At 43.8% G+C, this 24,515-nt stretch carries 18 protein-coding genes; 11 read left to right on the top strand and 7 right to left on the bottom strand.

Annotated elements, in window-relative coordinates:
* Positions 1-11: 11 nt before the first annotated feature.
* The 6 genes from ED312_RS19140 to ED312_RS19115 form a co-directional block, all read right to left on the bottom strand.
* Positions 12-308 carry a DDE-type integrase/transposase/recombinase gene (locus tag ED312_RS19140; protein ID WP_123217637.1) on the bottom strand — a complete coding sequence of 99 codons (297 nt, stop codon included), beginning with the start codon at positions 306-308 and terminating at the stop codon, positions 12-14.
* 180 nt (positions 309-488) lie between these two features.
* On the bottom strand, positions 489-725 hold the full coding sequence (locus tag ED312_RS19135) for a transposase (protein WP_123217636.1): 237 nt from the start codon (positions 723-725) through the stop codon (positions 489-491).
* A 320-nt stretch (positions 726-1,045) separates the two neighbouring features.
* Positions 1,046-2,524, bottom strand: coding sequence for a RagB/SusD family nutrient uptake outer membrane protein (locus ED312_RS19130; protein WP_240643145.1), 1,479 nt, complete (start codon positions 2,522-2,524; stop codon positions 1,046-1,048).
* 12 nt (positions 2,525-2,536) lie between these two features.
* On the bottom strand, positions 2,537-6,181 hold the full coding sequence (locus ED312_RS19125) for a TonB-dependent receptor (RefSeq protein ID WP_123217635.1): 3,645 nt from the start codon (positions 6,179-6,181) through the stop codon (positions 2,537-2,539).
* A gap of 98 nt (positions 6,182-6,279) precedes the next feature.
* Positions 6,280-7,248 (bottom strand): FecR family protein, encoded by a 969-nt coding sequence (locus tag ED312_RS19120; RefSeq protein ID WP_123217634.1) that lies wholly within the window; start codon positions 7,246-7,248, stop codon positions 6,280-6,282.
* A 244-nt stretch (positions 7,249-7,492) separates the two neighbouring features.
* Positions 7,493-8,074: an RNA polymerase sigma factor gene (locus tag ED312_RS19115; RefSeq protein WP_170164560.1), complete on the bottom strand. Its 582-nt coding sequence runs from the start codon at positions 8,072-8,074 to the stop codon at positions 7,493-7,495.
* 458 nt (positions 8,075-8,532) lie between these two features.
* Between ED312_RS19115 and ED312_RS19110 the strand changes: the two genes are divergently transcribed.
* The 8 genes from ED312_RS19110 to ED312_RS19070 all read left to right on the top strand — a co-directional run bounded on the left by ED312_RS19110 (position 8,533) and on the right by ED312_RS19070 (position 20,776).
* On the top strand, positions 8,533-9,216 hold the full coding sequence (locus tag ED312_RS19110) for a response regulator transcription factor (protein ID WP_123217632.1): 684 nt from the start codon (positions 8,533-8,535) through the stop codon (positions 9,214-9,216).
* Complete coding sequence (locus ED312_RS19105; protein WP_123217631.1) at positions 9,213-10,532, top strand: sensor histidine kinase; 1,320 nt, start codon at positions 9,213-9,215, stop codon at positions 10,530-10,532. The genes ED312_RS19110 and ED312_RS19105 overlap by 4 nt, the downstream gene beginning before the upstream one ends.
* A 108-nt stretch (positions 10,533-10,640) precedes the next feature.
* Positions 10,641-12,044, top strand: a complete 1,404-nt coding sequence (locus ED312_RS19100) for a TolC family protein (RefSeq protein ID WP_123217630.1) — start codon at positions 10,641-10,643, stop codon at positions 12,042-12,044.
* 22 nt (positions 12,045-12,066) lie between these two features.
* The gene (locus ED312_RS19095; protein ID WP_123217629.1) at positions 12,067-15,339 is read left to right on the top strand and encodes an efflux RND transporter permease subunit; all 3,273 of its coding nucleotides are present in this window, start codon (positions 12,067-12,069) and stop codon (positions 15,337-15,339) included.
* A gap of 10 nt (positions 15,340-15,349) precedes the next feature.
* Entirely contained in the window at positions 15,350-16,516 is a 1,167-nt protein-coding gene (locus ED312_RS19090) for an efflux RND transporter periplasmic adaptor subunit (protein WP_240643144.1), read from the top strand.
* Between the two features lie 305 nt (positions 16,517-16,821).
* Entirely contained in the window at positions 16,822-17,172 is a 351-nt protein-coding gene (rplS, locus tag ED312_RS19085; protein WP_123217628.1) for a 50S ribosomal protein L19, read from the top strand.
* A 740-nt stretch (positions 17,173-17,912) separates the two neighbouring features.
* Complete coding sequence (locus ED312_RS19075) at positions 17,913-20,147, top strand: NADP-dependent isocitrate dehydrogenase (protein WP_123217626.1); 2,235 nt, start codon at positions 17,913-17,915, stop codon at positions 20,145-20,147.
* Positions 20,148-20,371: 224 nt separating this feature from the next.
* On the top strand, positions 20,372-20,776 hold the full coding sequence (locus ED312_RS19070) for a DoxX family protein (RefSeq protein ID WP_123217625.1): 405 nt from the start codon (positions 20,372-20,374) through the stop codon (positions 20,774-20,776).
* A gap of 125 nt (positions 20,777-20,901) precedes the next feature.
* Here the strand turns inward: ED312_RS19070 and holA are convergent, their stop codons facing one another.
* Complete coding sequence (holA, locus tag ED312_RS19065; protein WP_123217641.1) at positions 20,902-21,906, bottom strand: DNA polymerase III subunit delta; 1,005 nt, start codon at positions 21,904-21,906, stop codon at positions 20,902-20,904.
* 114 nt (positions 21,907-22,020) lie between these two features.
* Between holA and ED312_RS19060 the strand changes: the two genes are divergently transcribed.
* From ED312_RS19060 to ED312_RS19050, 3 genes are all read left to right on the top strand, one after another.
* Positions 22,021-22,467, top strand: coding sequence for a type I restriction enzyme HsdR N-terminal domain-containing protein (locus tag ED312_RS19060; RefSeq protein ID WP_123217624.1), 447 nt, complete (start codon positions 22,021-22,023; stop codon positions 22,465-22,467).
* Positions 22,468-22,546: 79 nt separating this feature from the next.
* Positions 22,547-23,548, top strand: a complete 1,002-nt coding sequence (locus ED312_RS19055) for a glycosyltransferase family 2 protein (protein WP_123217623.1) — start codon at positions 22,547-22,549, stop codon at positions 23,546-23,548.
* Between the two features lie 122 nt (positions 23,549-23,670).
* Entirely contained in the window at positions 23,671-24,510 is an 840-nt protein-coding gene (locus tag ED312_RS19050; protein WP_123217640.1) for an OmpA family protein, read from the top strand.
* Positions 24,511-24,515: the final 5 nt, after the last annotated feature.

Raw genomic sequence — 24,515 nt, 5'->3', positions numbered from 1 at the left:
ACCAAAATCTTCTAAGGGGTCAACATCCCCGGTACGGGGGTCAGTATCGACGGAATATCCACCCAGGAGTCAAATACAGCTGAAGTAAACTCAGGGCCATTATCCACCCTTACCACTTGAGGGGTGCTCCTCCACTGAATGAGTTTATCCAGATCCCGTACAATACGCCGGGCACTCAAAGAAGTGTCAATCCCTATCATAAGAGCTTCCCTGTTATGGTCGTCAATCACATTAAATGTTCTAAAACTCTTCCCCCTTATCAAGGTATCCTGCATAAAATCCATACTCCAGGTAATATTACAGTCCACAGGTAAGATTGAGGTATTTTGACACGGGCAGGGAGCCTTCTCTTACGTTTTCACCGCATGTTGAGGCTCATTCCCCATAAACTCGCTTATGGTTCCACAGATAGCCTTTGGCCCGTAACAAGTAAAACATCTTTTTAAAACCATAAGTAGGATAAGCTTCGGCCAATTTTTCTAATTCATCTATGATCTGTTGATCTTCTGTCTTGGATCTAAAACGATCATAGTAAACCATTCTGCCTTCATCTCTTTCATTTTCTTGAGTTGGTTGGCATCCATACCTCCAAATTTACTCTTCCAGTTATAAAAAGTGACCTGGCTGATGCCATGCTCCCAACAGAGGTCTGTAACAGACTGTCCGGCTTCCTGGGACTTTAAGATCTTGATGATCTGTGTTTCGGTGTGTCGTGTTTTTTTCATTACCCTAAATTTAAACGTTTTTATAATTTATAACGCTTCGTTTTTTAGGGAGCCTTACACCAGGTAACAACACAAACAAGCCACCTGACAGACTTTAAACAAAATCAAAAATAAAGGGACACCTATGCCTTTCTATCACGATAAGCCCCTAAAAATACTGGAATTACCCTTAAAAAAGAAAAAACTCAGATGATTTATACTACAATCACCTGAGTTCGTCGTTTATTTTTTAGGAAATGGGCTTACTTCTGAAAGTGCCTAGCAAATCATTTTTATTTTTGATCCTGGATCTATATTGTCAGTACAATACATTTTTAATATTACAAAGGATTCTGCTCTACTAATGGATTAGAATCAAGCTCTCTTCGGGGAATTAACCAAGTCCAAAGTTTTCCTCCGGCTGGTACATCAAATAGGTTTCCCACCAAACTGCTATTATGGTTAGCCCCGTTTCTATCCAATGGTTTATTTAAACGTTTCAGATCATAGAACCTAAATCCTTCACCCCAAAGTTCAATACGTCTCTGAAGATAAATTTCTTCTTTCAAAGCTTCTCCGGAATTTGTAGATAATTCATATTCCGGATCACGGGAAGAGACCAGTTCATACAAAACCTCTCTCGCTTGTCCTTCATTAATATAAGAAAGTGCCTCTGCTTCTATAAGATACATTTCTGCTGCACGCATATAGGGAACATCCATACGGCTGTCTGATGTCGAAACTGCTATAAATTTTTGATTTGTATAAGGATATCTTACAAAATTAGAAGGCAGTCCCAAATCTTCATGTTCCCCACTGGGATCCCACAATTTCGAACGAACATCCGATCCCGGAATTTGATCGTACAGTGCGCTATTGATTGACATAGGGTTAGTCCTGATACTCGTAGAGCTGAAATTTCTGGACATATAAGCTCCAAAATTTGCAAATCCCATACTTTGTTCATCTACAATATGACTTCCCCACATCCATTCAGAATTATTATAATTATTAAATTCCGACTGATAGTTTTCCATAGACATCAGTATATACCCTTGTTTAGCTATTGCGGCATGCTGAGCAGCCAGTGAATAATTTCCCTGAACAAGGGCTACCCTTGCCTTAAGCCCATGTGCCACACTGAGTCCCAAATGAGAATTATTTGGTTTTGAGTATACGTCCAAAAGAGAAATTGCCTCATCTATGTCCGCATTGATTTGTGAGTATACTTCTTCCACTGAACTTCTCGCCAATGGTTCACTGTTGGCTTCAATTCTTAATGGGATTCCCAACTGATTGTTATTCGCTCCGGGAACATAACGATCTGCATAGAACTGGACCAGCTGAAAAAAGGAAAAAGCCCTGTACAACAACCCTTGTCCCTTGGCTGCATCTCTTTCTGCATCTGGTCCTTCGGCCAGATGCGCGCCATTGATAACTACATTGGCATTACTCACTAAACGATAATAAAAGTAATAAGGATACCTGTTTGTCGAGCTGGTTTCATCTCTATGCCTGTTCCATTGATATTCCTGTACGTACCAACCAAGGCCAGTACTATTAAACACCACATCTTCTCCCAGAATATCTGTGATTATCATGGTTCCTCCGATACCTCCCTGTCCCTGAGAATCTTGCTGTCTTACATATAACAAACGGTGAATACCGTTAATCGCAGCCATAAGATTAGTTGTAGTAGAGGTGACAGATTCCGAGTCGACTTGTTCTGTAGGAAACGTTTCAAGATGGTCATCGCTACAGGCATTGAAAGCAATAGCTGCCATAAGTGACATACATATTTTCTTTATAGTAGAATTCATAATGGTCATGTTTTAAAATTGTACATTAAGTCCGAATGTCAATACCCTTGCCGGGGTAAACCTGTTTTGTGTAGTACCATTAAAGTTCTGTGTTGGTTCCAGTCCTTTACGTTTCGTAATTGCAAAAAGATTTTCTCCGTTCATATAAATACGTAAACCGTCAACCCCCAAGGCTTCTACCAAATGGTCAGGAAAATTATAGGCTAAATTTACTTGTCGCAGTGCAATAAAATCCGAATCTACCAACCATCTACTACTGGTACCTGCATTAGCAGCATTCCTATGGGCTCCATCTACACCAACTCTGGGAACGTCCGTTATATCCCCTGGTTGTTGCCAACGTTTAAGAATATCTGTGCTCCAGGCACTCCCATATTCTCCTGCATTCATAATACTTTGATAATTCGAATCGTATGTCTTTCCTCCAATTTGATAAGTAAACAGGGTTGTAAGACTTAGTCCTTTATATCTGAAAACGTTGGAAATGCTACCGAATACATCGGGGATAGAAGTACCGGAATAGTCAAATAGCGCTTTGTTTTGGTTAGTTGTTACCAACCTGCCATTCACTTCCCTGACATCAGAGTCTTGCAATGGTTGTTGATATTCATCTGTATCCAACGTTTCAGGATCCCATATAAAAAGGGGTGCCCCGTCAGCCGGGTCAACTCCATACCACTGGCGCAACCAAAAATCATATATGGATTTTCCTACCATTAGTTTTTTAGTTCCATTAATTATCTCTTCCTGAGGTAATCTTGTAATCCGGTTTTTTATAGTAGAGGCATTAACATCAAGACGCCAATTAAAATTATCATTCCGTATGATATTTCCCCCAAGAGTTATTTCCACACCTCTGTTATACATGTCCCCGATATTTTCGAGGATATTTTCAAACCCAGCAGAGACGGGAACCGGTCGTTCAAAAATAAGATCTTCGGTGGTTCTGTTGTAATATTCTATTTCACCGGAAAGTCTGCCGTTAAAGAAACTGAATTCCAATGCTACATCGGTTTGAGCATTAGCCTCCCATTTTAAGTCCGGATTACCAGAAGTCAATTGTTGTGTTATACCTGCTTCAGCAGCGTTGTTATCTCCTAATTCGTACAAAGAGCGGAAAGCAAAAAACGAAAGCCCGGAAGTTCCGGTATGGATGTCGCCCCCGTCATTTCCTACTTCTCCGTAAGATGTTCTAAGTTTCAATTGGTCTATCCAGCTGACATTCTTCAGGAATTTTTCATTAGACAACCTCCAGGCACCTCCCACAGACCAGAATGTACCCCAACGGCGATCGGAATGGAAGCGGCTTGAACCATCGGTACGGATAGAGCCGGATACATAATATCTATTATCATAATCGTAATTTGCCCGGGAAAAGAAACTTTCCCTGTTAAATTCCCGGAAATAAGAAGAAAGCTCTGTTATATCTACATAATTACTGAACTCAATATTACCATCCACAATCTGATTCCGCCTGCCTCCCGCGATCTGGTCCACTTCCCGTTTACGGCTTTCGTGTCCTGCAAGCACTTCAATATTATGCTCATCTATAGAGGTGCTATACCTCAACAACTGATTAAATGTAACTCCGAGAACATTAAAGGCAGTTTTTCTGGCCCTTCCTGCAGGAGCAGCATCCCCCACTATATTATTCCAATAGTCATTATTTGTATGAAAACGTTTGTCAAAGGCGAGGTTGGTAGTAAAAGTAAAATCTTTCCAGAAGTAAAAGTCTGCATATCCCCTCGTGTTAATATTGAAGTTCTTGTCACGGTCAATATTGAGCAGGTTCTCCTGGATAGGATGCCTTCCCGGAGTAGCCCCGGGACCTCTTATTTGATCACCGTCACCATGATCGTACATCCTTTTCCCGGCATCATCTAGTATGTATTCTCCCGTAACGGGGTCGTGTTGATAAATAGGGTATATAGGCCCTATGGCTCTGGTAGTACGGAAAGGATTAACCAAGGAAGTGTTTCTGGTAGTTCCATCTACCGCTTGGTCGGAAACTGAATTGGATGCTGCGATATTCAGGCCTGTTTTAAACCAGTCAAATGGTTGTGTGTTAATATTTAACCTCGCAGAAATACGTTCAAAATTCGAATTGATTACATAGGCAGACTCTTTGAGATAGTTTATCGATGCAAAAAAATCTGTTTTTTCAGTTCCTCCCTGATATGAAAAATCTATATTACTCCTGTATCCTGTTTTAAACAATTCCTTTTGCCAATCCAAATCATCATAAATAACATTAGCATTCGGATTTATTTTACCATCCAGGCCCACAAGTTGATCCCCCGGGACATCAAAAGGATTATAACCCAGGAAATTGTTTTTGTATATATTCTCACTTGCAAACTGATTGGCTGCTTCTATATCCGGGTCGCCGGGAAGAGCATTGCTGTTGCGTAACGCTTCCCACATCCCTTCGTAATATTGTTTCGGATTAACCCTGTTATATTCCGGAATAGAACGTTGAGTAATCCCTTGACTGACATCCAATGTAAAGCGGCTTTTTCCACTTTTTCCCTTTTTAGTTGTTATCATAACTACCCCATTAGCTGCACCGGCACCATACAGAGAGGTAGATGCCGCATCCTTAAGAATAGTAAAACTCTCTACATCATTCATATTCAGACTAGCAATATCTCCGGTAAATATTGCTCCATCTACTACATAAATAGGCTCATTAGTAAGATTCACACTACTAAAACCTCGAATTCTTATTTCCGGACTACTTCCCGGTTGTCCACTGGATGGGGTAAATTGTACTCCGGGGGAAGCTCCTTCCAGTGCCTGGGAAACATTGGTCAGGGACCTTCCTTCCAGTTTTTCAGTGTTAATTTGAGTTGCCGAACCTACGAATGATTCTTTCTTCACCGTACCATACGCCACTACAATAACCTCTTCCAGTGCCTGGGCATCTTCTTCCATCTGTAAATCCACGACCCCGGAAGATCCCACGGTAATCTCAGTTGTCTTTTGTCCCACATAAGAAAAAACAAGTACCTGGCCCTGATTTGCAGCAATAGTATATTTTCCGTCGAAATCGGTTTGGGTTCCCGTTGTAGTCCCTTTAACAACTATATTAACTCCCGGTAAGGGAATACCGTCCTGATCGGTTACTGTACCGCGCACCATGTTCTGCATTACACTGTTTAAACCTTTTGCGGTTTTTTCAAGCAACAGATTAACCCTTTCTATTTCCTTTCGTGAATTTTTCTCCTCAATTTCTTTAATGAGCTCCTCCACCATTTTCACCACATAAGTATCTCCCTTCGGAAAAAGTACAATCTGGTCTTTTACCAACTTATAATCGATATTAACATTGTGAAGTAACTGTGTCAAAGCCTCCTCCAGTTTCATATCGCTTACATTAATACTCACTTTTTTGGAAACATCTACCAAACGGGCATTGTAGAAGAAATGATAATCTGTTTTCTGCTCAATTGCAGCAAGCGCTTCGGACAGATTTTGTTGTTCCATCCGTAAAGAAATATTCTGCGCGCGGATGTTTGTTGCAAATAATTCCCCAAGAGTCAGACATACCAATACAACATAGATCTTCATAATCCTGATCATTTGTTTTACCGGTACCTTTCCCGAACCGGGATGGGAATGCCTGTAAAACGATTTAAAACGATAATTTTTTTTCATACTTTTAAACGTTTTTAGATTAAAACAAGACTGGTTTTAGTTTAATTAAACACTCAACAGGAAGAAGGTGTTGCCGCACCTTCTTCTTTATTTTTATCTTAGTTCAAGATTATTTTTTTACCTTCCTTTTTATAATGAATAGGTGATGATATCTTTAACACCCGGAGTACTTCATCAATATTCAGGTTATCAAAAGTCCCGGTATACTGGTAATTATACAGTACTTCGGACCGAATAACAAATTCCACATCATACCTGCGCTCCAGGTCTTCCAATACATCTTCCATGAGAGTTTCCCTAAAAATGAGCTTCCCTTCTTTCCAGGAAACCGCTTCTTCCGCCGAAACACGTTTTATCTCAATACGCCTATCCTGCCTGTCCAGTAAAGCCGTCTGTAATGGTTCCAGCCTTACCGGAACCCCGTAAGCACTTTCTATTTCTACCGATCCGTCCACCAGGGTTGCCCGGGTATCTTCATCTTCGGAATAGGAACGCACATTAAAAGATGTTCCCAGGACCTTTACATTCATATCCCCGGCATGTACGACAAACGGCCGGGAAGTATCCCTTTTTACTTCAAAATAAGCCTCTCCGGTCAGGAATACCTCTCTCAAACTACCCTGAAAAGCCCCGGAATACCGTAACCTGCTATCTACATTAAGAACCACTTCTGTTCCGTCGGGGAGTGTAACTGCCCGGCTAACTCCTTTCGGAGTGACTTCTTCAACTATTCCCGTTTCTACATTGTCGACAATTCCGCTCTTAGTTGTCTCCGGTGAATTGAAAAAATCATACATAAGCCATCCGATAACCAGAACTCCCGCTACAGGCAACCATGACCGTAATGCTTCTTTTATTCTCCGTTTTTTGCGCCTTTCTTTTATTACGGCATATGTCTTGTCGACATCGAGCAACGGGTCGTTAAACGCGGAGACAGTATGTTTTGCTTTCAGCATGTTATAATGTTCCTGGTTTTCATCCGAAGCATTTATCCATTCAATAACCAATTGTTTTTCATCATATTCCAGCCGGTTCTCTATATATTTCACTAAAGTTTTCTCTTCCATACCACAATAAAATGTTAAGCTTGTATTAATAAGACGTTAAAAAAAAGGGATACCCTGAGTTTTTGTGTGAAATTTTCCGATAAAAAAGTTTCATCTTTATATTTTGTTCTTATTCATAATAAAAACACACCTTTTTTAACAAAATAAAAAAACATGTTCAAAATCCGGTTCCATACCAACCGGAACAGTTGATTATCTCAATAAGAATTATGGGATTGAATGCGATAAGGGCCTGAATAGCCGATTACCCGAAAAAAGGAAAACAGGACATGAATTCCCTTAAATGAAAGCGCATATGTTTGAGGGCCTTGGTCATATGGCTTTCCACCGTTTTTACCGATATATGAAGTTCCTCTGCGGTTTCCCTGTAATTAAGGCCATCCATTTTGGTTTTAAGAAAGACTTTTTTGCAGGTTTTCGGCAATAGTTCAACGGCTTCTTCAATGCGTTTTTCCAGCTCTTCCTCCAGTAAAAAAGAAGCTTCCCTGTCCTGCAATGCCTTAAAATTAATTGCATCTTCCAGAAGAACAGCCTCTTCCTCCATTGAAACTATTTTACGGGGCTTGCGAAGAATGTCAAGGCACCTGTTTTTAGTCATCTTAAATAAATATCCTCCCACATTGCCCTTAACATGGATTTCATTTCTTTTATCCCAGATGGCTATAAAAATACCCTGCACTACCTCTTCTGCAGAAAAATCGTCACGGAGATAAGACCTGGCTATAATAAACAGGTTATTGGCATAAAGACGGTAAAGGGTTTCAAAAGCCTTCTCGTCTCCCTGCCTTATTAAGGATACTAAATTATTTGAATTAGCTTTGTTCAATGGATAACCCTGTTTTACAGCTATGTTTTCCGGTTCTAAAACTACAAAAAACTCTATTCTTTTTTAATGTTTAATTCATCATTTTTCATAAAAAATCATGCTCCTTACTTTAATTTTTGAAAAAACAACCCGCTGTTTTTTTCGAAAAATAACAATAAGAGATGCCATTTAATAAAACATTCCCATAAATACGTACTTTTTCTCTCCGGTATTTTTTTTTGGCTTAACTTTATTCTCCTGAAATTACTGCGACAATCCTTCTGATCGTATATACAAACCTTGTTTTTCTGTAGATATTTAGTGCCTGTGTTTTATGAAATCAGATCCATGTCTCATGAAACCAACATGACTAAAAGAATCTTTAGACTCACAAGGGTATGATTATTTTGGTCATCAAACCTGCCAGCCGGTAGGCAGGGGTTACATCTGACCGTTGAAAAACAACAAAAAATAAACAGATGAAAGTACTCATCGTAGAAGACAACAAAGAGCTTTCGGAAAGTGTTCACGATTTCCTCGTCAGCGAAAGATTTGTCTGTGAACATGCCGACAGCATCGACAGCGCCCGTGAAAAGCTGCTGTTTTACAGTTATGACTGTGTACTGCTGGATATTATGTTACCGGACGGAAGCGGACTGGAATTGCTCCGGTTCATGCAGCATGAAAAAATAATGAGCGGTGTTCTCATCGTTTCCGCCAAGGATGCGCTGGATGATAAAATAGCCGGGCTGGACAGCGGAGGAGATGATTATATTACCAAACCTTTTCACCTCCCGGAACTCCACGCACGTCTCCGCGCCGTGTACCGCAGGAAAAAAACGGAAGGGGCCAGTCTTTTGACCTGTAACGAAATCACCCTGAACATAAACACCATGGAGATTTTTGTCCGTGATTCCAAACTGGATACAACTCCGAAAGAATTCGATTTGCTGCATTATTTTATTGTCAATAAAAACCGGGTGCTGTCCAGGCAATCCATTGCCACACATCTGTGGGGAGATCATACGGATAATCTTCCCAATTTTGATTTTATCTACCAGCACATCAAGAACCTTCGAAAAAAAATCAATGCCCTGGGCGGGGCGGATTATATAGAAACCATTTACGGTCTGGGATACAAGTTCAATACGACTACCACATGAAACTTCTCAACAAAATAACCTTATGGTTTATCGGTGTGGTGTTCCTGGTGACACCAATAAGCATGTACATAGGGCTCCGCAATATCAAAAAAGCCATGGACCAGGCCGAAATAAACAGGATGATCCGGGCCAATGATCGCGCTGCCTCGCAAATACAGACCGGCGATACTACCAATCATTTTACCCAGGGAAGGCCTATTCAGATAACCCCTTTTGAAGGTCCCCTTCCGGAAGACAAAGTATGTATAGAAGAAACTTTCAAGTACAATGAAGAAAACGGCAATAAAGAGTGCCTGATCCGGGTGACTTCCTATTACGAAATCGCAGGGTATAATTACCAGGTATCCTCCTTTGATTATGTCACCAAATCAGGTGAAATACTGGCCGGGATGCTCCATTCCATTTTCTGGAAAATGCTGCTCATAATCATATCCCTCCTCCTCTGCGCCCGGATACTTTCAAGATATATTTTTACGCCGCTACGCCATACCATGAAAGCCATTAAAAATTTCAACCTGAAAGGAAAAACAACTTTAGAACTGCGGGAAACCAATACGACAGAATTCAAAGAGCTCAACCTGTTCCTGAAAAAAATGACCGACAAGGCTATTGAGGATTATGCTTCGGTAAAAGAGTTCAGTGAAAATGCTTCCCATGAACTGCAGACACCCCTGGCCATACTGCGAAGTAAAATGGAGTTGCTCACGGAAACACGGATTGATGAATCCCAGGCCAGGCTTATAGAAGAAATGTATAAGGCCATAGACAAACTGTCTCGTATCAATCGCTCCCTTCTTTTCCTCACCAAACTCGAGAATCATGAATTCGAGACCTCTCAACTGCTCGATTTCCGCAATTCCGCAAGAGAAGTCCTGGGAATGTATGAAGAGCGTACCTCGTTAAAGAAATTAAAGATAACCACCAGGCTCGACGAAAAGATACTGCTGAAAATACATCCCGTACTTGCCGAAATATTATTGTCTAATCTCTTCAGCAATGCCATAAGGCATAATTATGAAGAAGGAAATATAGAAATGCTCCTTACACCGGACCACCTTGTGATGCGGAATACCGGGACACCCCCGAAAATTCCCACGGAAGAACTGTTTATGCGTTTTAAAAAGGGAGACCAGTGTAACTCGGGCATTGGTCTCGGGCTATCCATAGTAAAACAGATATGCCAGCTTCACAGTTTCACCGTAACCTATAGCTATAACGAAGGCTGGCACGCGTTAGTCATTCATTTTAACAATAAGGCCGGGAGTAAGGCCTCTGATATCGAAATGCGGAACATTAAGGACCCGGTCCCTGCCTGATTTCATAAATAATTCCTAAAAATTCCCTTCATGGGCCGGTACTTCAAATTTGCTTCAGAATGATGCTTTTCATTTACTGCACTAAACTAATATCAATTATTTGCTGTGATGCAGAAGTTTCATCTCCCGGACAAAACGAGGTTTGTCCTGTTTTTAACATTTTGTATACTTTCCGGAGTTCACGCACAGGATGTCCTGCCTCTCAAAGAAGCAGTCTCTCTCGCCATTGACAACTACGGAAGTATCAAGGCAAAGAATGCTTACTACCAGGCTTCCGGCACTTTGGAAAAAGAAGCCCGGAGAACATATTTACCGGATATAACAGTGGGTGCACGCAACGATTATGGCACTGTAAACGGGCTGTATGGCCCGTCTTTTGGTTTCGGCGGTTCCGGACTGGCCTCATCCGGCCCGGTATATGAAGAAGAAAACTGGGACGCTGCTTTCGGCTCCCTCTACTTTGCCAGTTTTAACTGGGAAGTATTTGCCTTTGGAAAGGCCAGGCAACGAACACGTACTGCCGAAGCTGCGACTGATCGCGATTCCAAAGACTGGCAGCAGGAGATCTTTCAGCATAAGATAAAGGTAGCAGCTACCTATCTCCAGGTCGTTGCCGCACATCAACTCGTACTTTCGTACCGGAAAAACCTGGAACGGGCGGAGACATTCCGCAATATTGTAATAGCCAGGACCAGGAGCGGACTGATCGCAGGTGTGGACTCTCTCCAGGCCAATGCCGAATACTCTAATGCCAGGATAACTCTCACCAAAGCCATTGACAACGAACAGGAGCAGAGTAATAACCTGTCGAGGTTAATGGGGGTGCTGCCAGACGAATTTATCCCCGATACCCTGTTCATTTCCAGGATTCCCATGACACTGGACCGGGAATCCCGGGCAACAGCTGCACACCCCGTATTACAATGGTACGAAAGCCGGGTGAACTACAGCGATACCCGGACAAAATTCCTGAAGGCTTCCTTTTTACCTTCCGTTAATCTCGTTGGGGTAATACAGACGCGCGGCTCCGGTTTTTTCCATAATTATACGCCGGACAACGAAGCATTCACTGGAAATTACTGGGATGGTATCGAACCTAAAAGGGCTAATTACCTACTGGGAATCGGCATTAACTGGAATATCACCGAGCCTTTCCGCGGATCACAACGGGTAAAGGCACAGAAATATTTAAGCCGGGGACTACGCGATGAATACGAACAGGCAAGGCAACAGATAGAAGCACAATTAAAGTATTCGGAACAGAAGATCCGAAACTCCCTGGACAATTACAAGGAAGCCCCGGTACAGGTAAATGCGGCCCGTGAAGCCTATCACCGCCAAACCGTATTGTATGAGAACGGGCTTACCGACCTGAACACGGTAACCCAGGCCCTCTATGCCCTTGTACGTGCAGAAACCGACAGGGATATCGCCTATAACAACGTATGGCAGGCCCTCCTGCTAAAAGCGGCTGCAACCGGAGATTTCGGTTTGTTCGAAGATCAGTTATAAACCCACCTATATCTAAAAATATATGAATCTAATACGCTTTGCCTTACGAAAACCGATAACCATCCTTGTCCTGGTCGTCACCCTTTTCTTCTTCGGGATAAAAGCTGTCAACGATATTAAAATAGACATTTTTCCGAAACTGGATATGCCGGTAATTTATGTCTCCCACCCCTTCGGAGGATATACCCCCGAACAGATGGAATCTTTTTTTGCAAAGAGTTACATCAACATCTTTCTCTTCGTAAACGGGGTAAAAAGTATTGAAACCAAAAACATCCAGGGCCTTACCCTGATGAAGATCAACTTTTACCCGGGTACGGATATGGCACAGGCGGCTGCAGAGGTAAGCGCTTTTTCCAATCGTATACAGGCCGCGTTCCCACCGGGGTCCAATCCGCCTTTTATCATACGGTTCGATGCCTCCACCCTCCCCATAGGACAGCTGGTGCTCAGCAGTGAACAACGCAGTAACAACGAACTGCTGGACATGGCCAATATTTATGTAAGGTCTACCTTCACCTCCATTCCCGGCCTGGTGTCTTCCCCTCCGTTCGGCGGAAACGTACGGACAGTGGTCATCAAAGCCGATCCGGAATTACTCCGGCAACACCAGATGACACCCGACCAGCTCGTAGAAGCCTTACGGCTCAACAATCAGACTGCACCCTCGGGGAATGTCCGGATCGGGGATAAAAACTACATAACCCCGGCAAACACAACCATAAGGTCTATCAAAGACTTTGAAAACATACCTTTATTCAAAGGAGGAATAGACAATATCTACCTGAGAGATGTAGCCACTGTTGAAGACGGTGCCGACGTCACTTCCGGATACGCCCTGGTAAACGGGCGTCGTTCCGTATACCTGAGCATCGCCAAAAGTGCGGATGCCTCTACCTGGGAAGTCACCCAAAACCTGAAAAATGCCATCCCGAGGATACAGCAGCAACTCCCCGAAGACGTACACCTCAGTTATGAGTTCGACCAGTCTACCTACGTGATGAACTCCGTAGAAAGCCTGCTCCATGAAGGGATTATAGGGGCTGTGCTTACCGGTCTGATGGTATTGTTATTCCTCGGGGACATAAGAGGAGCCCTTATCGTTATCCTTACGATCCCGACATCCATTATTTCTGCCATACTTTTCCTTAACCTCTTCGGGCAAACCATAAATATCATGACCCTGAGCGGACTGGCCCTGGCCATTGGCATACTTGTGGACGAAAGTACGGTAACCATAGAGAACATTCACCAGCATCTGGACATGGGTAAACCCAAAGCCCTGGCCATTTGGGATGCCTGTAAGGAAATAGCTTTCCCCAAACTGCTCATCCTGCTCTGCATACTGGCTGTATTTGCCCCGGCATTCACCATGGGCGGTATTCCCGGCTCCCTGTTCCTTCCCCTGGCACTGTCCATAGGATTCAGCATGATCGTTTCGTACTTCCTGGCACAGACCTTTGTCCCCATAATGGCTAACTGGCTGATGAAAACGAAGCACCATTATCACAAGAGCGGGGAACCTTTAACGGACAGCGAGGAATATCAGCAATCCGGCCTGGATGCCGAAAGCGAGACCAATACCTGGAATCAGAAAACGGAGCTGGTGGAAAGGGAAGACAGTAACCGGGACGGCAAAATCAGTCGTTTCGAACGCCTCCGTATGCGCTATCTGCGTTTTATCGACCGGATGCTTCCCTATCGCAAAATTATTGTAACGGGATACATAGTACTGGTAGGACTTATTGCTGTTATCCTCGTGAACAGTATCGGGCGTGACGTATTACCCAAAGTGAACGGCGGACAGTTCCAGGTACGGCTCCGCATGCCGGACGGAACGCGTATAGAACGCAATGAACGGGAAACCATAAAACTGATACGGGGTATTGAAGACCTGGTAGGCAAAGAAAATGTTTCCATCACTTCGGCTTACGTAGGCTTACATCCGCAACTGTTTTCCATAAGCCCCATATTCCTGTGGGTAGCCGGGCCGCATGAATCCGTATTACAGGTTGCCCTGAAAGAAGGAAGCCATGACGATCTGGATGTGCTGAAAGACAGGGTCAGGGAAATGGCCGGAAAATTGACGCCCGAAATGAAATTGTCTTTTGAGCCCATAGAACTTACTGACAAAATTTTAAGCCAGGGGTCACCTACCCCTATCGAAGTCCGTTTTTCTGGCAGGGACAAAAAGCTCAATGAGCGCTATGCGAAGAAAATGGCAGGCATACTGAAACAGATAGACTACCTGAGAGATGTACAGATCGGGCAATCCATTGATTATCCCGCCATTAACATCAACATAGACAGGGTGCGTGCCGCACAACTCGGCGTTGATGTCAGCGACATTTCCCGCTCTCTCATAGCCTCCACCTCTTCTTCCCGTTTTACGGAAAAAAATGTATGGATCGATGAAAAGGCAGGGTACAGCTACAGTGTGCAGGTCCAGGTTCCGGAAAATAAAATGACGGACCAGCAACAAATACTGGAGATCCCGCTCCTGGAAAATTCCTCGAGACCGGTACTCGGTGACATTGCCACTTTATCCGAAGGGCGCAGTTACGGAGAAACCGATAACCTAGGAGCTATGCCGACACTTACGGTTACCGCAAATACAGATCACAAAGACCTGGCAAGTGCCGCGGGGGACGTAAAAAAAGCCATCGCTTCCCTCGGAGAGCTCCCCAGGGGGCTGAATGTTGACCTCATAGGAATGAGTGATACTATGGATGAAACCATGAGAAGTCTCGAAAACGGGCTCATTGTCGCCATTGTCGTCATATTCCTTATGCTGGCGGCCAATTTCCAGTCGTTCAAAGTATCGGCCATCGTATTGGCTACCGTACCGGCGGTACTGCTGGGTTCACTGGTATTGCTGATGCTCTGCGGCTCTACCCTTAACCTGCAATCTTATATGGGTATCATTATGTCCGTAGGGGTTTCCATATCCAATGCCGTTCTTTTAATCACCAATGCGGAACAAATACGTATGGAGTCCGGGGATGCCCTTACCGCGGCCAAACAGGCCGCCGCATTGCGCTTACGCCCCATTGTAATGACCGCACTTGCCATGGTGGTGGGTATGATACCCATGGCCATAGGCATAGGGGACGCAGGGGACCAGTCCTCTCCTTTGGGAAGAGCCGTTATCGGAGGACTTGTGGCATCTACTTTCGCCGCATTGCTCGTTCTTCCCCTGGCCTTTGCATGGGGACAGGGAAAAGCCTCTACGCAAAGTGTATCCCTGGACCCCGAGGACGAAGAGAGCATTCACTATACAAAACTTGCGCAATAAACACAGAAACATGCATTACTCACATAAAAAAATATTACGTTCTACTTTTATCCGTTATGCCATGAAACGTACCAACTGTTCCATTACCTTATTGTCTTTATGTATTGCCCTGGCACTACAGGCCTGCGGGCATGGAAATGCAGGCGAAAACCGCGACCGGGCCACGACGGGTATTGACGGACCGGAAGCCTTTATCGTCAAAAGAGACAGCCTGTCCTCCAGCATACGTATTCCGGGGGAACTTAAGGCTTACCAGGAAGTGGACCTCTATGCCAAGGTCAACAGTTTTATTAAGACCCTTAAAGTGGATATAGGCAGCGAGGTCAAGGCAGGCCAGCTACTTGCAGTACTGGATGCTCCCGAGATCAATTCCCAGCTCGCAGCGGCCGAGTCCCGCCTGAAATCGCAGGAAGCCCCGTACATTTCCAGTAAAGCCACGTATGAACGCCTCCTGGAAACCAGCAAAACACCCGGTACGGTATCCCGGAATGACCTGGATATCGCATTCGCCAAACAGGAATCCGATCTCGCCCAGTTCGAAGCAGCAAAGGCAAATCTCCGTGAAATTATAGCCAACCGGAACTACCTGGAAATAAAAGCCCCCTTTGACGGGGTTATTACGGCCAGGAATGTAAGCCCCGGCGCTTATGTAGGGCCTTCGGGAAGAGGTTCCGAATTGCCCATTTTCACACTCAGGGAACAGAAAAACCTTCGCCTGGTAGTTAACGTACCGGAAGGATATATCAGTTATCTCTCCCGGGAGAATACCGTTGCGTTTACCGTAAAGGCTCTTCCCAACCGGCATTTCGAGGCAAAAGTATCGCGTTTGGCAGGGGCATTGGATAACAGATTACGGTCCCAGCGAACGGAAATGGATGTCCGGAACACCGACGGGGCGCTGCTTCCAGGTATGGTTGCAGAAGTTTCCATTCCCATAAAATCCAGGCCGGGATCTTTCGTAATCCCCTCTTCTGCCGTGCTGAATTCTACGGAAGGGATGTATATTATTAAAATATCCGGGGGAAAAACCATATGGGTCCCCATTACCGTCGGCGGAAACGGCACCGGGAAAACAGAAATATTCGGTGATATCCGCGAAAAAGACACATTGATATTAAGAGCCAGTGAAGAGTTTAGAGATCAAGCAGGTATAGCAGGGTCTCCTATTGTCAAATAACCAAACCTATGGACTTGAACTCCATAATTTGTGGCAGACCGAAAGTCTGTTTGGCCACGAATTCACCAATATTTTTACAAGTACAACCCTATATTCATTCGTGAATTCGTGACATAAATAACTTTTCAGGACCCGAAAGGAAGATGTACCAAGGTACATAGTTTTAAACTTTTTTTGAGACCGATAAATCCCCGGTATTGCACTTATAAAAATAATTATTTATATTTGCACCCGATTTCAGACCAACCTCTGGCGAGAGACGTGTATGTTGCTTTGAAGAAACACTATTTTTAAAAGATACAACAATGGAAAATCTGGTAAAATTTGTCCAGGACGAATTCGTTACAAGAAAGGATTTCCCGGAATTCTCTGCCGGAGACACAATTACTGTGTATTACGAAATTAAAGAAGGTGAAAAAACACGTACACAGTTCTTTAAAGGAGTGGTAATTCAAAGAAGAGGCACAGGTGCTTCCGAAACATTTACCATCCGAAAAATGTCCGGTACCGTAGGTGTGGAGCGTATTTTTCCGATTAACATGCCTGCACTCCAAAAGATCGAGATCAACAAGAAAGGTAAAGTGCGAAGAGCGCGTATATTCTACTTCAGAGGTCTTCGCGGTAAAAAAGCAAGGATCAAAGAAGTCCGAGGTTAATTTATTTTACCTGAAAAATTTAAGGCTATCCTTCATAGGATGGCCTTTTTTATTAACTATTGTTAATAACTCCGGTTTATAAGTTGTTGATTTTTAACCCTCCAATTTTTCTTTTTTATCTTTTATTTTCGTAATTTTATAAGACAGAAACATACAAATGTTCTTGTACATATATACTTTTTGAACAAGGTCTGAAAAGATTGTAATGGTGATACACCATCTACAGTTTGACAGAAAGTTAAAAATCCGGATTTTTATGCCGAAGAGATTGACGAAGATTTCGTAAATACGAGTAGGATGTTTAAAAAGTATGAGGAAACACGTAAAACAGTATTGCTGTAAAAGTGTTTCCTACCGGAGATGATTGGACGGACAGGCAACCGGAGTTTGCAAACCTGGTATTTGTACCGGGGGATTAAAGAATCCAGACAATTATTTCCAAAAAGCCATATCAACGGATAATAACGGTGATATGGCTTTTGTTTTTCCCCCGGGCCAGAACCGGGAAAATGTTACGGATTGCGGATCAATACCACCTGCAATATCCGATCCGTAACTAAAAAATCCCACAACTTTTGCCCCTCTCTGTCCCACCGGTCGTAATTATAACAATTTGCCTATGTTTCCTGCCAATTTTAGGTCTCTCTAACCCCCTCATTCCCACATTTAATTGTATATTTGCTTTCGCTTAAAATGTATCAGACCCATTAATTTTATTTCAAAAATTACCTTTCATAATCATGTCACAAACACCCAAGATAGTTTACACAAAAACAGACGAGGCTCCGGCCCTCGCCACGCGTTCTTTATTATCCATCATACAATCGTTTACCGCTTCATCCGGAATCGGTATCGAAGTGAAGGATATATCTCTTGCCGGACGAATTCTTGCCGCTTTCCCGGATTACCTTACCGAATCCCAACGCGTAAATGATGCCCTTGCCGAACTCGGTGAACTGGCGAAAACCCCGGATGCCAATATTATAAAATTGCCCAACATCAGTGCTTCCGTACCACAACTCGAAGCTGCCATAAAAGAACTGCAAGCGAAAGGTTATGCTATACCCGATTATCCGGACGATCCTTCTACGGAAAAAGACAAGGACATAAAAGCCCGTTACGATAAAATCAAAGGAAGTGCCGTAAACCCCGTATTACGGGAAGGTAACTCCGACAGAAGAGCCCCGAAGGCCGTAAAAAACTACGCCCGGAAACACCCGCACAGCATGGGAGCATGGAGCGCGGATTCCAGATCTCATGTATCTACTATGGACGCCGGGGATTTTATGCATAATGAAAAATCTTATACCTTCACACAGAAGGACACCTTAAAAATAAGCCTGAAACAGGCTGACGGCTCAGTTACGGTACTCAAAGAAAGCCTTCCCGTACTGGACGGCGAGATCGTGGACGGTACTGCTCTGAGCAAAAAAGCCCTGATCGCGTTTTTACAGAAACAGGTTAAAGATGCCAAAGAACAGGGTGTTTTGTTTTCCCTGCATATGAAAGCGACTATGATGAAGGTTTCCGATCCCATCATCTTCGGCCATGCCGTAAAAGTATTCTTTGCCCCGGTATTTGAAAAATACGGTGATATACTGGACAAGGCAGGAGCTGATGCCAATAACGGGCTGGGAGATATTCTTGCAGTGGTACAATCACTTCCGGAGGACCAGAAAAATGCTATTGAAGCTGAAATCAAATCCTGTATAGCAAACGGCCCCGACCTGGCTATGGTGAATTCCGACAGAGGCATCACCAATCTCCATGTACCGAGCGACGTTATCATCGATGCTTCCATGCCTGCGATGATCAGGAACTCCGGCCGTATGTGGAATGCAGAAGGCAAAGCACAGGATACCAAGGCCGTGATACCTGACAGCAGTTATTCTGCCGTATACGAGGCAACTATCGACTTCTGTAAAAAACACGGCGCTTTCGATCCTACCACTATGGGAACCGTACCTAATGTAGGGCTCATGGCGCAAAAAGCCGAAGAATACGGCTCCCATGATAAAACATTTGAAATCCCTGCCGACGGAACCGTACAGGTAACGGACAACACAGGCAATATCCTCATGGAACACACTGTAGAAAAAGGTGACATCTGGAGAATGTGCCAGACCAAGGATGCTCCCGTACAGGATTGGGTGAAACTGGCTGTTAACCGCGCCAGGGCAACACAAACTCCTGCCGTTTTCTGGCTGGATGAAAACCGTGCTCATGATGCGGAACTGATTAAAAAAGTAAACCGGTACCTGCCGGAACACGATACCAAAGGACTGGATATCCGTATCCTTGCTCCTGCAGAAGCGACATATTTTACTCTCGAACGCCTTAAAGCCGGGGAAGATACTATTTCCGTAACCGGGAACGTACTCCGGGATTACCTGACCGACCTCTTCCCCATCCTGGAAGTAGGCACCAGCGCGAAAATGCTTTCCATCGTACCGCTGATGAACGGTGGCGGACTGTTTGAGACCGGTGCGGGAGGTTCCGCCCCGAAACACGTCGAACAGTTTCTTGAAGAAAATCACCTGAGATGGGATTCCCTCGGTGAATTCCTCGCATTGGCCGTTTCACTGGAACACCTAGGCAATAAGTATAATAATGAAAAAGCCCTGGTACTGGCCGAAGCCCTGGACGAAGCTACGGAAAAATATCTGGAAGATGACCGTTCTCCTTCCCGTAAGGTGAACGAACCGGACAACCGGACCAGCCATTTCTATCTCGCGCTCTACTGGGCACAGGCTTTGGCGAAACAAACCAAAGACAAGGATTTACAGGCCGAATTTACCCCCCTGGCATCCGAACTGGAAACCAAAGAGCAGGATATTGTAAAAGGATTGAATGACATTCAGGGGAAACCCGTAGATATAGGAGGATATTACATTCCCGATGAAGCTCTTGCTACCGACGCTATGCGTCCCAACAACATATTCAATCGTGCTTTGAGCAAATTGCAGGAAGCATAATCAAAAACCAGAATATTTCCGGGCAGGCTACTCAAAAGGTAGCCTGTTTTTTTTATTCTTCATCCATTGGCTGCCGCTCCTGTCCTTAGCCCGGTGAACCGGGGCTTTCCACTATATACCACTCGTACTTTCAGTTCCCCGGTGATCTATTTCACCAAATGTATCCGTAACACATAGAATATAATTTCCTATTTTAGTACGATCAAACCATAACATATTATAACATGAAAAAAGACAACTCCTTTGGCCTGGGACTGGCCCTGCTCAGAATCTGTGCTTCCGCACTGATGATGACACATGGTTTCGGAAAATTACAAATGTTACTGAACGGTGGTGAAATAGAATTTGCAGATCCCGTAGGCGTAGGCGCAAAAACTTCTCTTATTCTCGCTGTGATCGGTGAATTCATAGCTCCTATATTCGTTATTATAGGTTTCAAGACACGATGGGCAGCCTTGCCTACTATTATTACTATGATGGTGGCTGCATTCGTAATACACGGCAGTGATCCGCTGGCAAAAAAGGAAATGGCATTACTTTACCTTGTTATCTTCACGACCATTGCTCTTACCGGTCCGGGGAAATTCAGTATAGACGGGGCCCTGGGTAAGAAATCCCCATATGCCTAGCTCAAAAAATTATTAAACCATTCTGCACTGAAAGATGCAGAGGTTTTGTTAAATAATAATCTGTGTAAAGGGGCCGGAGCCCGGCCATACATACCGCGATACCTGTTTGAATTAAATTGTAAGAGTTAATTCATTATTTTCACCAGTAGTTCCTTAAGCAGGTCGGCCTGTGGTATGCCGGCAGCTCCGACCCCTTTTCCTTTAACATCCATTTCCCGGAGTACGGCAATTGCCGCACTTACTTTTTTCATCGGATAATTGTGCGCTGCCACCTGGTATTCTTTAACAAAAAACGGATTAATGCGAAGTGCTCCCGCCACACTTTTCGGGGAGTGGTCATTCAATCCGTGGTATTGCAATAACTGGGAGAAAAAATTAAACAGAAGTGCCACGGTTACCACCAAAGGGTTGTCTTTAGGGTTCTGGCCGAAATAATTAATAATCCTGGTAGCTTTCACTACATCCTTCTCTCCTATGGCCTTCCGGAGTTCAAAATTGTTATAATCTTTACTTATACCGATATTCTCTTCGATATGGCCGGGTGTTATTTCCGTTCCCTGCGGAAGTATGAGCTGTAGTTTCTCCAGTTCGTTGTTGATCTTCCCCAGATCAGTACCCAAAAACTCCACCAGCATCAATGCCGCCTTAGGGGCTATCGTATACTTTTTTCCTGCAAGGACCCTTCGTATCCAGTCACCGACCTGGTTCTCATACAGCTTTTTGCTCTCAAAGAGCACCCCTTCCTTTTTAACCGCTTTGTACAGTTTTTTCCGTTTGTCAAGTGTTTTGTACTTATAACATATAACCAGTACCGTTGAAGGCTGCGGGTTTTCCGCATAAGGCGCCAGGTTTTCTATGGTCCTGGAAAGTTCCTGTGCTTCCTTTACGATAACTACCTGTCGCTCTGCCATCATGGGATAACGCTTGGCACTTTCTATAATATCCCCGACGGAAACATCCTTCCCGTAAAGAATGACCTGATTAAACCCTTTCTCTTCTTCGGAGAGGATATTGTCTTCGATAAATTCCGCAATTCTGTCAATGTAATACGGTTCCTCGCCCATCAATACATAAACGGGCCTTATATCTCCTTTTTTAATATCGCCTACTATCCGTTTTACTTCATCCATGAATATATCCTTCAAAAATTTGTAGTTTGCAGCATAAGTCCCGTTCCGGAACCGGAAGAAAAGCATTTCGCCCCTCTTCGGACATCCATTCGTGCTTTTCCTTATATTTGCGCCATGCTGGCCTTAAATTTTCCTACATATGACTTTCGCATCAAAAATAGAGAAAATAAAACCTATATTTTTGATCCCATACGCAAAAAATTCGTTCTTCTGCAACCGGAAGAATGGGTACGCCAGCACGTAGTACAGTTGCTTATCCGGGAAAAGAACTACCCTGTATCACTCATCAATGTAGAGAAAGAACTAAAAGTAAACCGGTTAAAAAAGCGCTATGATGTAGTGGTCTACACACCACAGGGCCATATTACCGTGATTGTGGAATGTAAAGCCCCGTCGGTACGGATCACCCAGCATACCTTTGACCAGATCGCCAGGTATAACCTTACCCTGAAAGCGGATTTTCTGATGGTCACCAACGGTTTGCAACATTACTTTTGCAGGCTGGACTATACCCGAGAAAAATACATATTTTTAGAGGATATTCCCTCATATAGTCGTTAATTTGTCACTTTTGAACTCAAAATACTACGGGGTTGGCCCTGGCCGGTCACGTCTTTAGCGGCGGGACTATTTGTAACCTATGAAGATAGCTGTTGTAATACTTAACTGGAACGGAAAACAACTACTGGAACAATTCATCCCTTCGGTGCTGGAATATTCTCCCGGGGCCGATATTTATGTGGCAGACAATGCTTCTACTGATGATTCTGTCAACTTCCTCCGTACATCCTTTCCAGAGATACGGATCATTCAAAACCGGGAAAACGGTGGATTTGCCAAAGGCTATAACGAAGCACTGGCACAGGTGAATGCCGATCTTTTTTGTCTTCTCAATTCGGATATAGAAGTCACTCCGGGATGGCTGGAGCCTTTCCGGGATATCTTTGCCGACAATCCGGAAGTGGCCATAGCCCAGCCGAAAATCCTGGATTACAAGAACAAAGAATACTTTGAATATGCCGGGGCCGCCGGAGGTTATATAGACATGCTGGGGTATCCTTTCTGCCGTGGACGTGTGTTTCAGCACCTGGAAAAAGACAAGGGGCAATACGACGATACCCGCGAAATATTCTGGGCCACCGGTGCCTGTATGTTTATACGCAGACAAGTCTTTGAAAGTCTCGGAGGGTTTGACAAGGACTATTTTGCCCACCAGGAAGAGATTGACCTGTGCTGGAGGGCAAAAAATGCCGGTCACCGCATCCTGTATGCGGGCCAAAGCCATGTATACCATGTAGGTGGCGCCACGCTGAACAACATGAACCCCAAAAAGACATTCCTCAATTTCAGGAATTCCCTTTTTTCCCTGACCAAAAATGCACCTGCCGGCTATGTATTACCACTCGTTTTTATGCGTCTGGTACTGGATGGCATAGCCGGAATACGATTTGTATTTCAGTTGAGATTCCGGCACTGTTTTGCCATAGTCCGGTCTCACCTCAGCTATTACTATCATTTAAAAAATACCATAAAAAAGCGGGGTAAGAGTAATAAGACAGGGCATTACTACGTTATTAAGTCTGTAGTTTGGGCATATTATATCGCCAGTGTAAGAGTATACCCCAAATTAGTTAAAGATTAACAAAAACACCTTGTATAATTAGAAGATTTTAATACTTTTGGGAACTCATTTTTTAAAACCAAATAAACACAATCATGAAAACAGGCCCGCATAAAAACAATGCAGGCATAAATTTTAGACAGATGAAAAAAATAGTTTTGTTAGGGGCAGGTATCGCCATTTTCTTCTCTTCCTGTGTATCACAAAAAAAATATGCAGAACTGGAAGCGAAGCAAAAAGAAACCCAGGATTTATTGAACTCTGCGACCGTAAAGCTTAACTCCTGTCTGGAAAGTAAATCCAGACTGGAAGCAGACAATCAAAGCCTGAGGTCTGAAAAGAATGCACTTATAGACAACATGGGTAATCTTACGACGCTATCCAAAAAAGGCGCTGAGAACCTGGAGAAATCTTTGGAAAGTTTAAGAGAAAAAGATCTCCGTATTCAACGTTTACAGGATGCAATGAACAAGAAAGATTCCGTTACCCTTGCTCTGGTTACCAGCCTGAAAGGTGTTTTGGGTAACCTGAACGATGAAGACATCGAAATCAGTGTGGAAAAAGGTGTTGTATTTGTTTCTATCTCGGACAAATTATTGTTCCGAAGCGGAAGCTATACGGTTACCGACAGAGCTAAGGAAGTTCTCGGAAAAGTTGCCAAAGTGGTAAACAACAAACCCGATTTCGAATTTATGGTAGAAGGTCACACAGATAATGTGCCGATCAAGAGACCCGGAATCGAAGACAACTGGGATTTGAGTGTACACAGAGCTACTGCAGTGGTACGTATACTGCAAAACGACTTTAACGTAGCACCGGCCAGGATGACCGCCGCAGGTAGAAGCTACTACATTCCGATAGACAGTAACGAAACCGCTTCGGGCCGTGCCAGAAACAGAAGAACAAGAATCGTTGTTCTGCCTAAACTGGATCAGTTCTACGGTATGATCGAAGACACAATGAAAGATATGTCCGGTAAATAAACCGT

This window comes from Sinomicrobium pectinilyticum (assembly GCF_003725735.1).
Classification (GTDB): Bacteria; Bacteroidota; Bacteroidia; order Flavobacteriales; family Flavobacteriaceae; genus Sinomicrobium; species Sinomicrobium pectinilyticum.
This window is presented reverse-complemented; position numbering and strand designations above follow the sequence as displayed.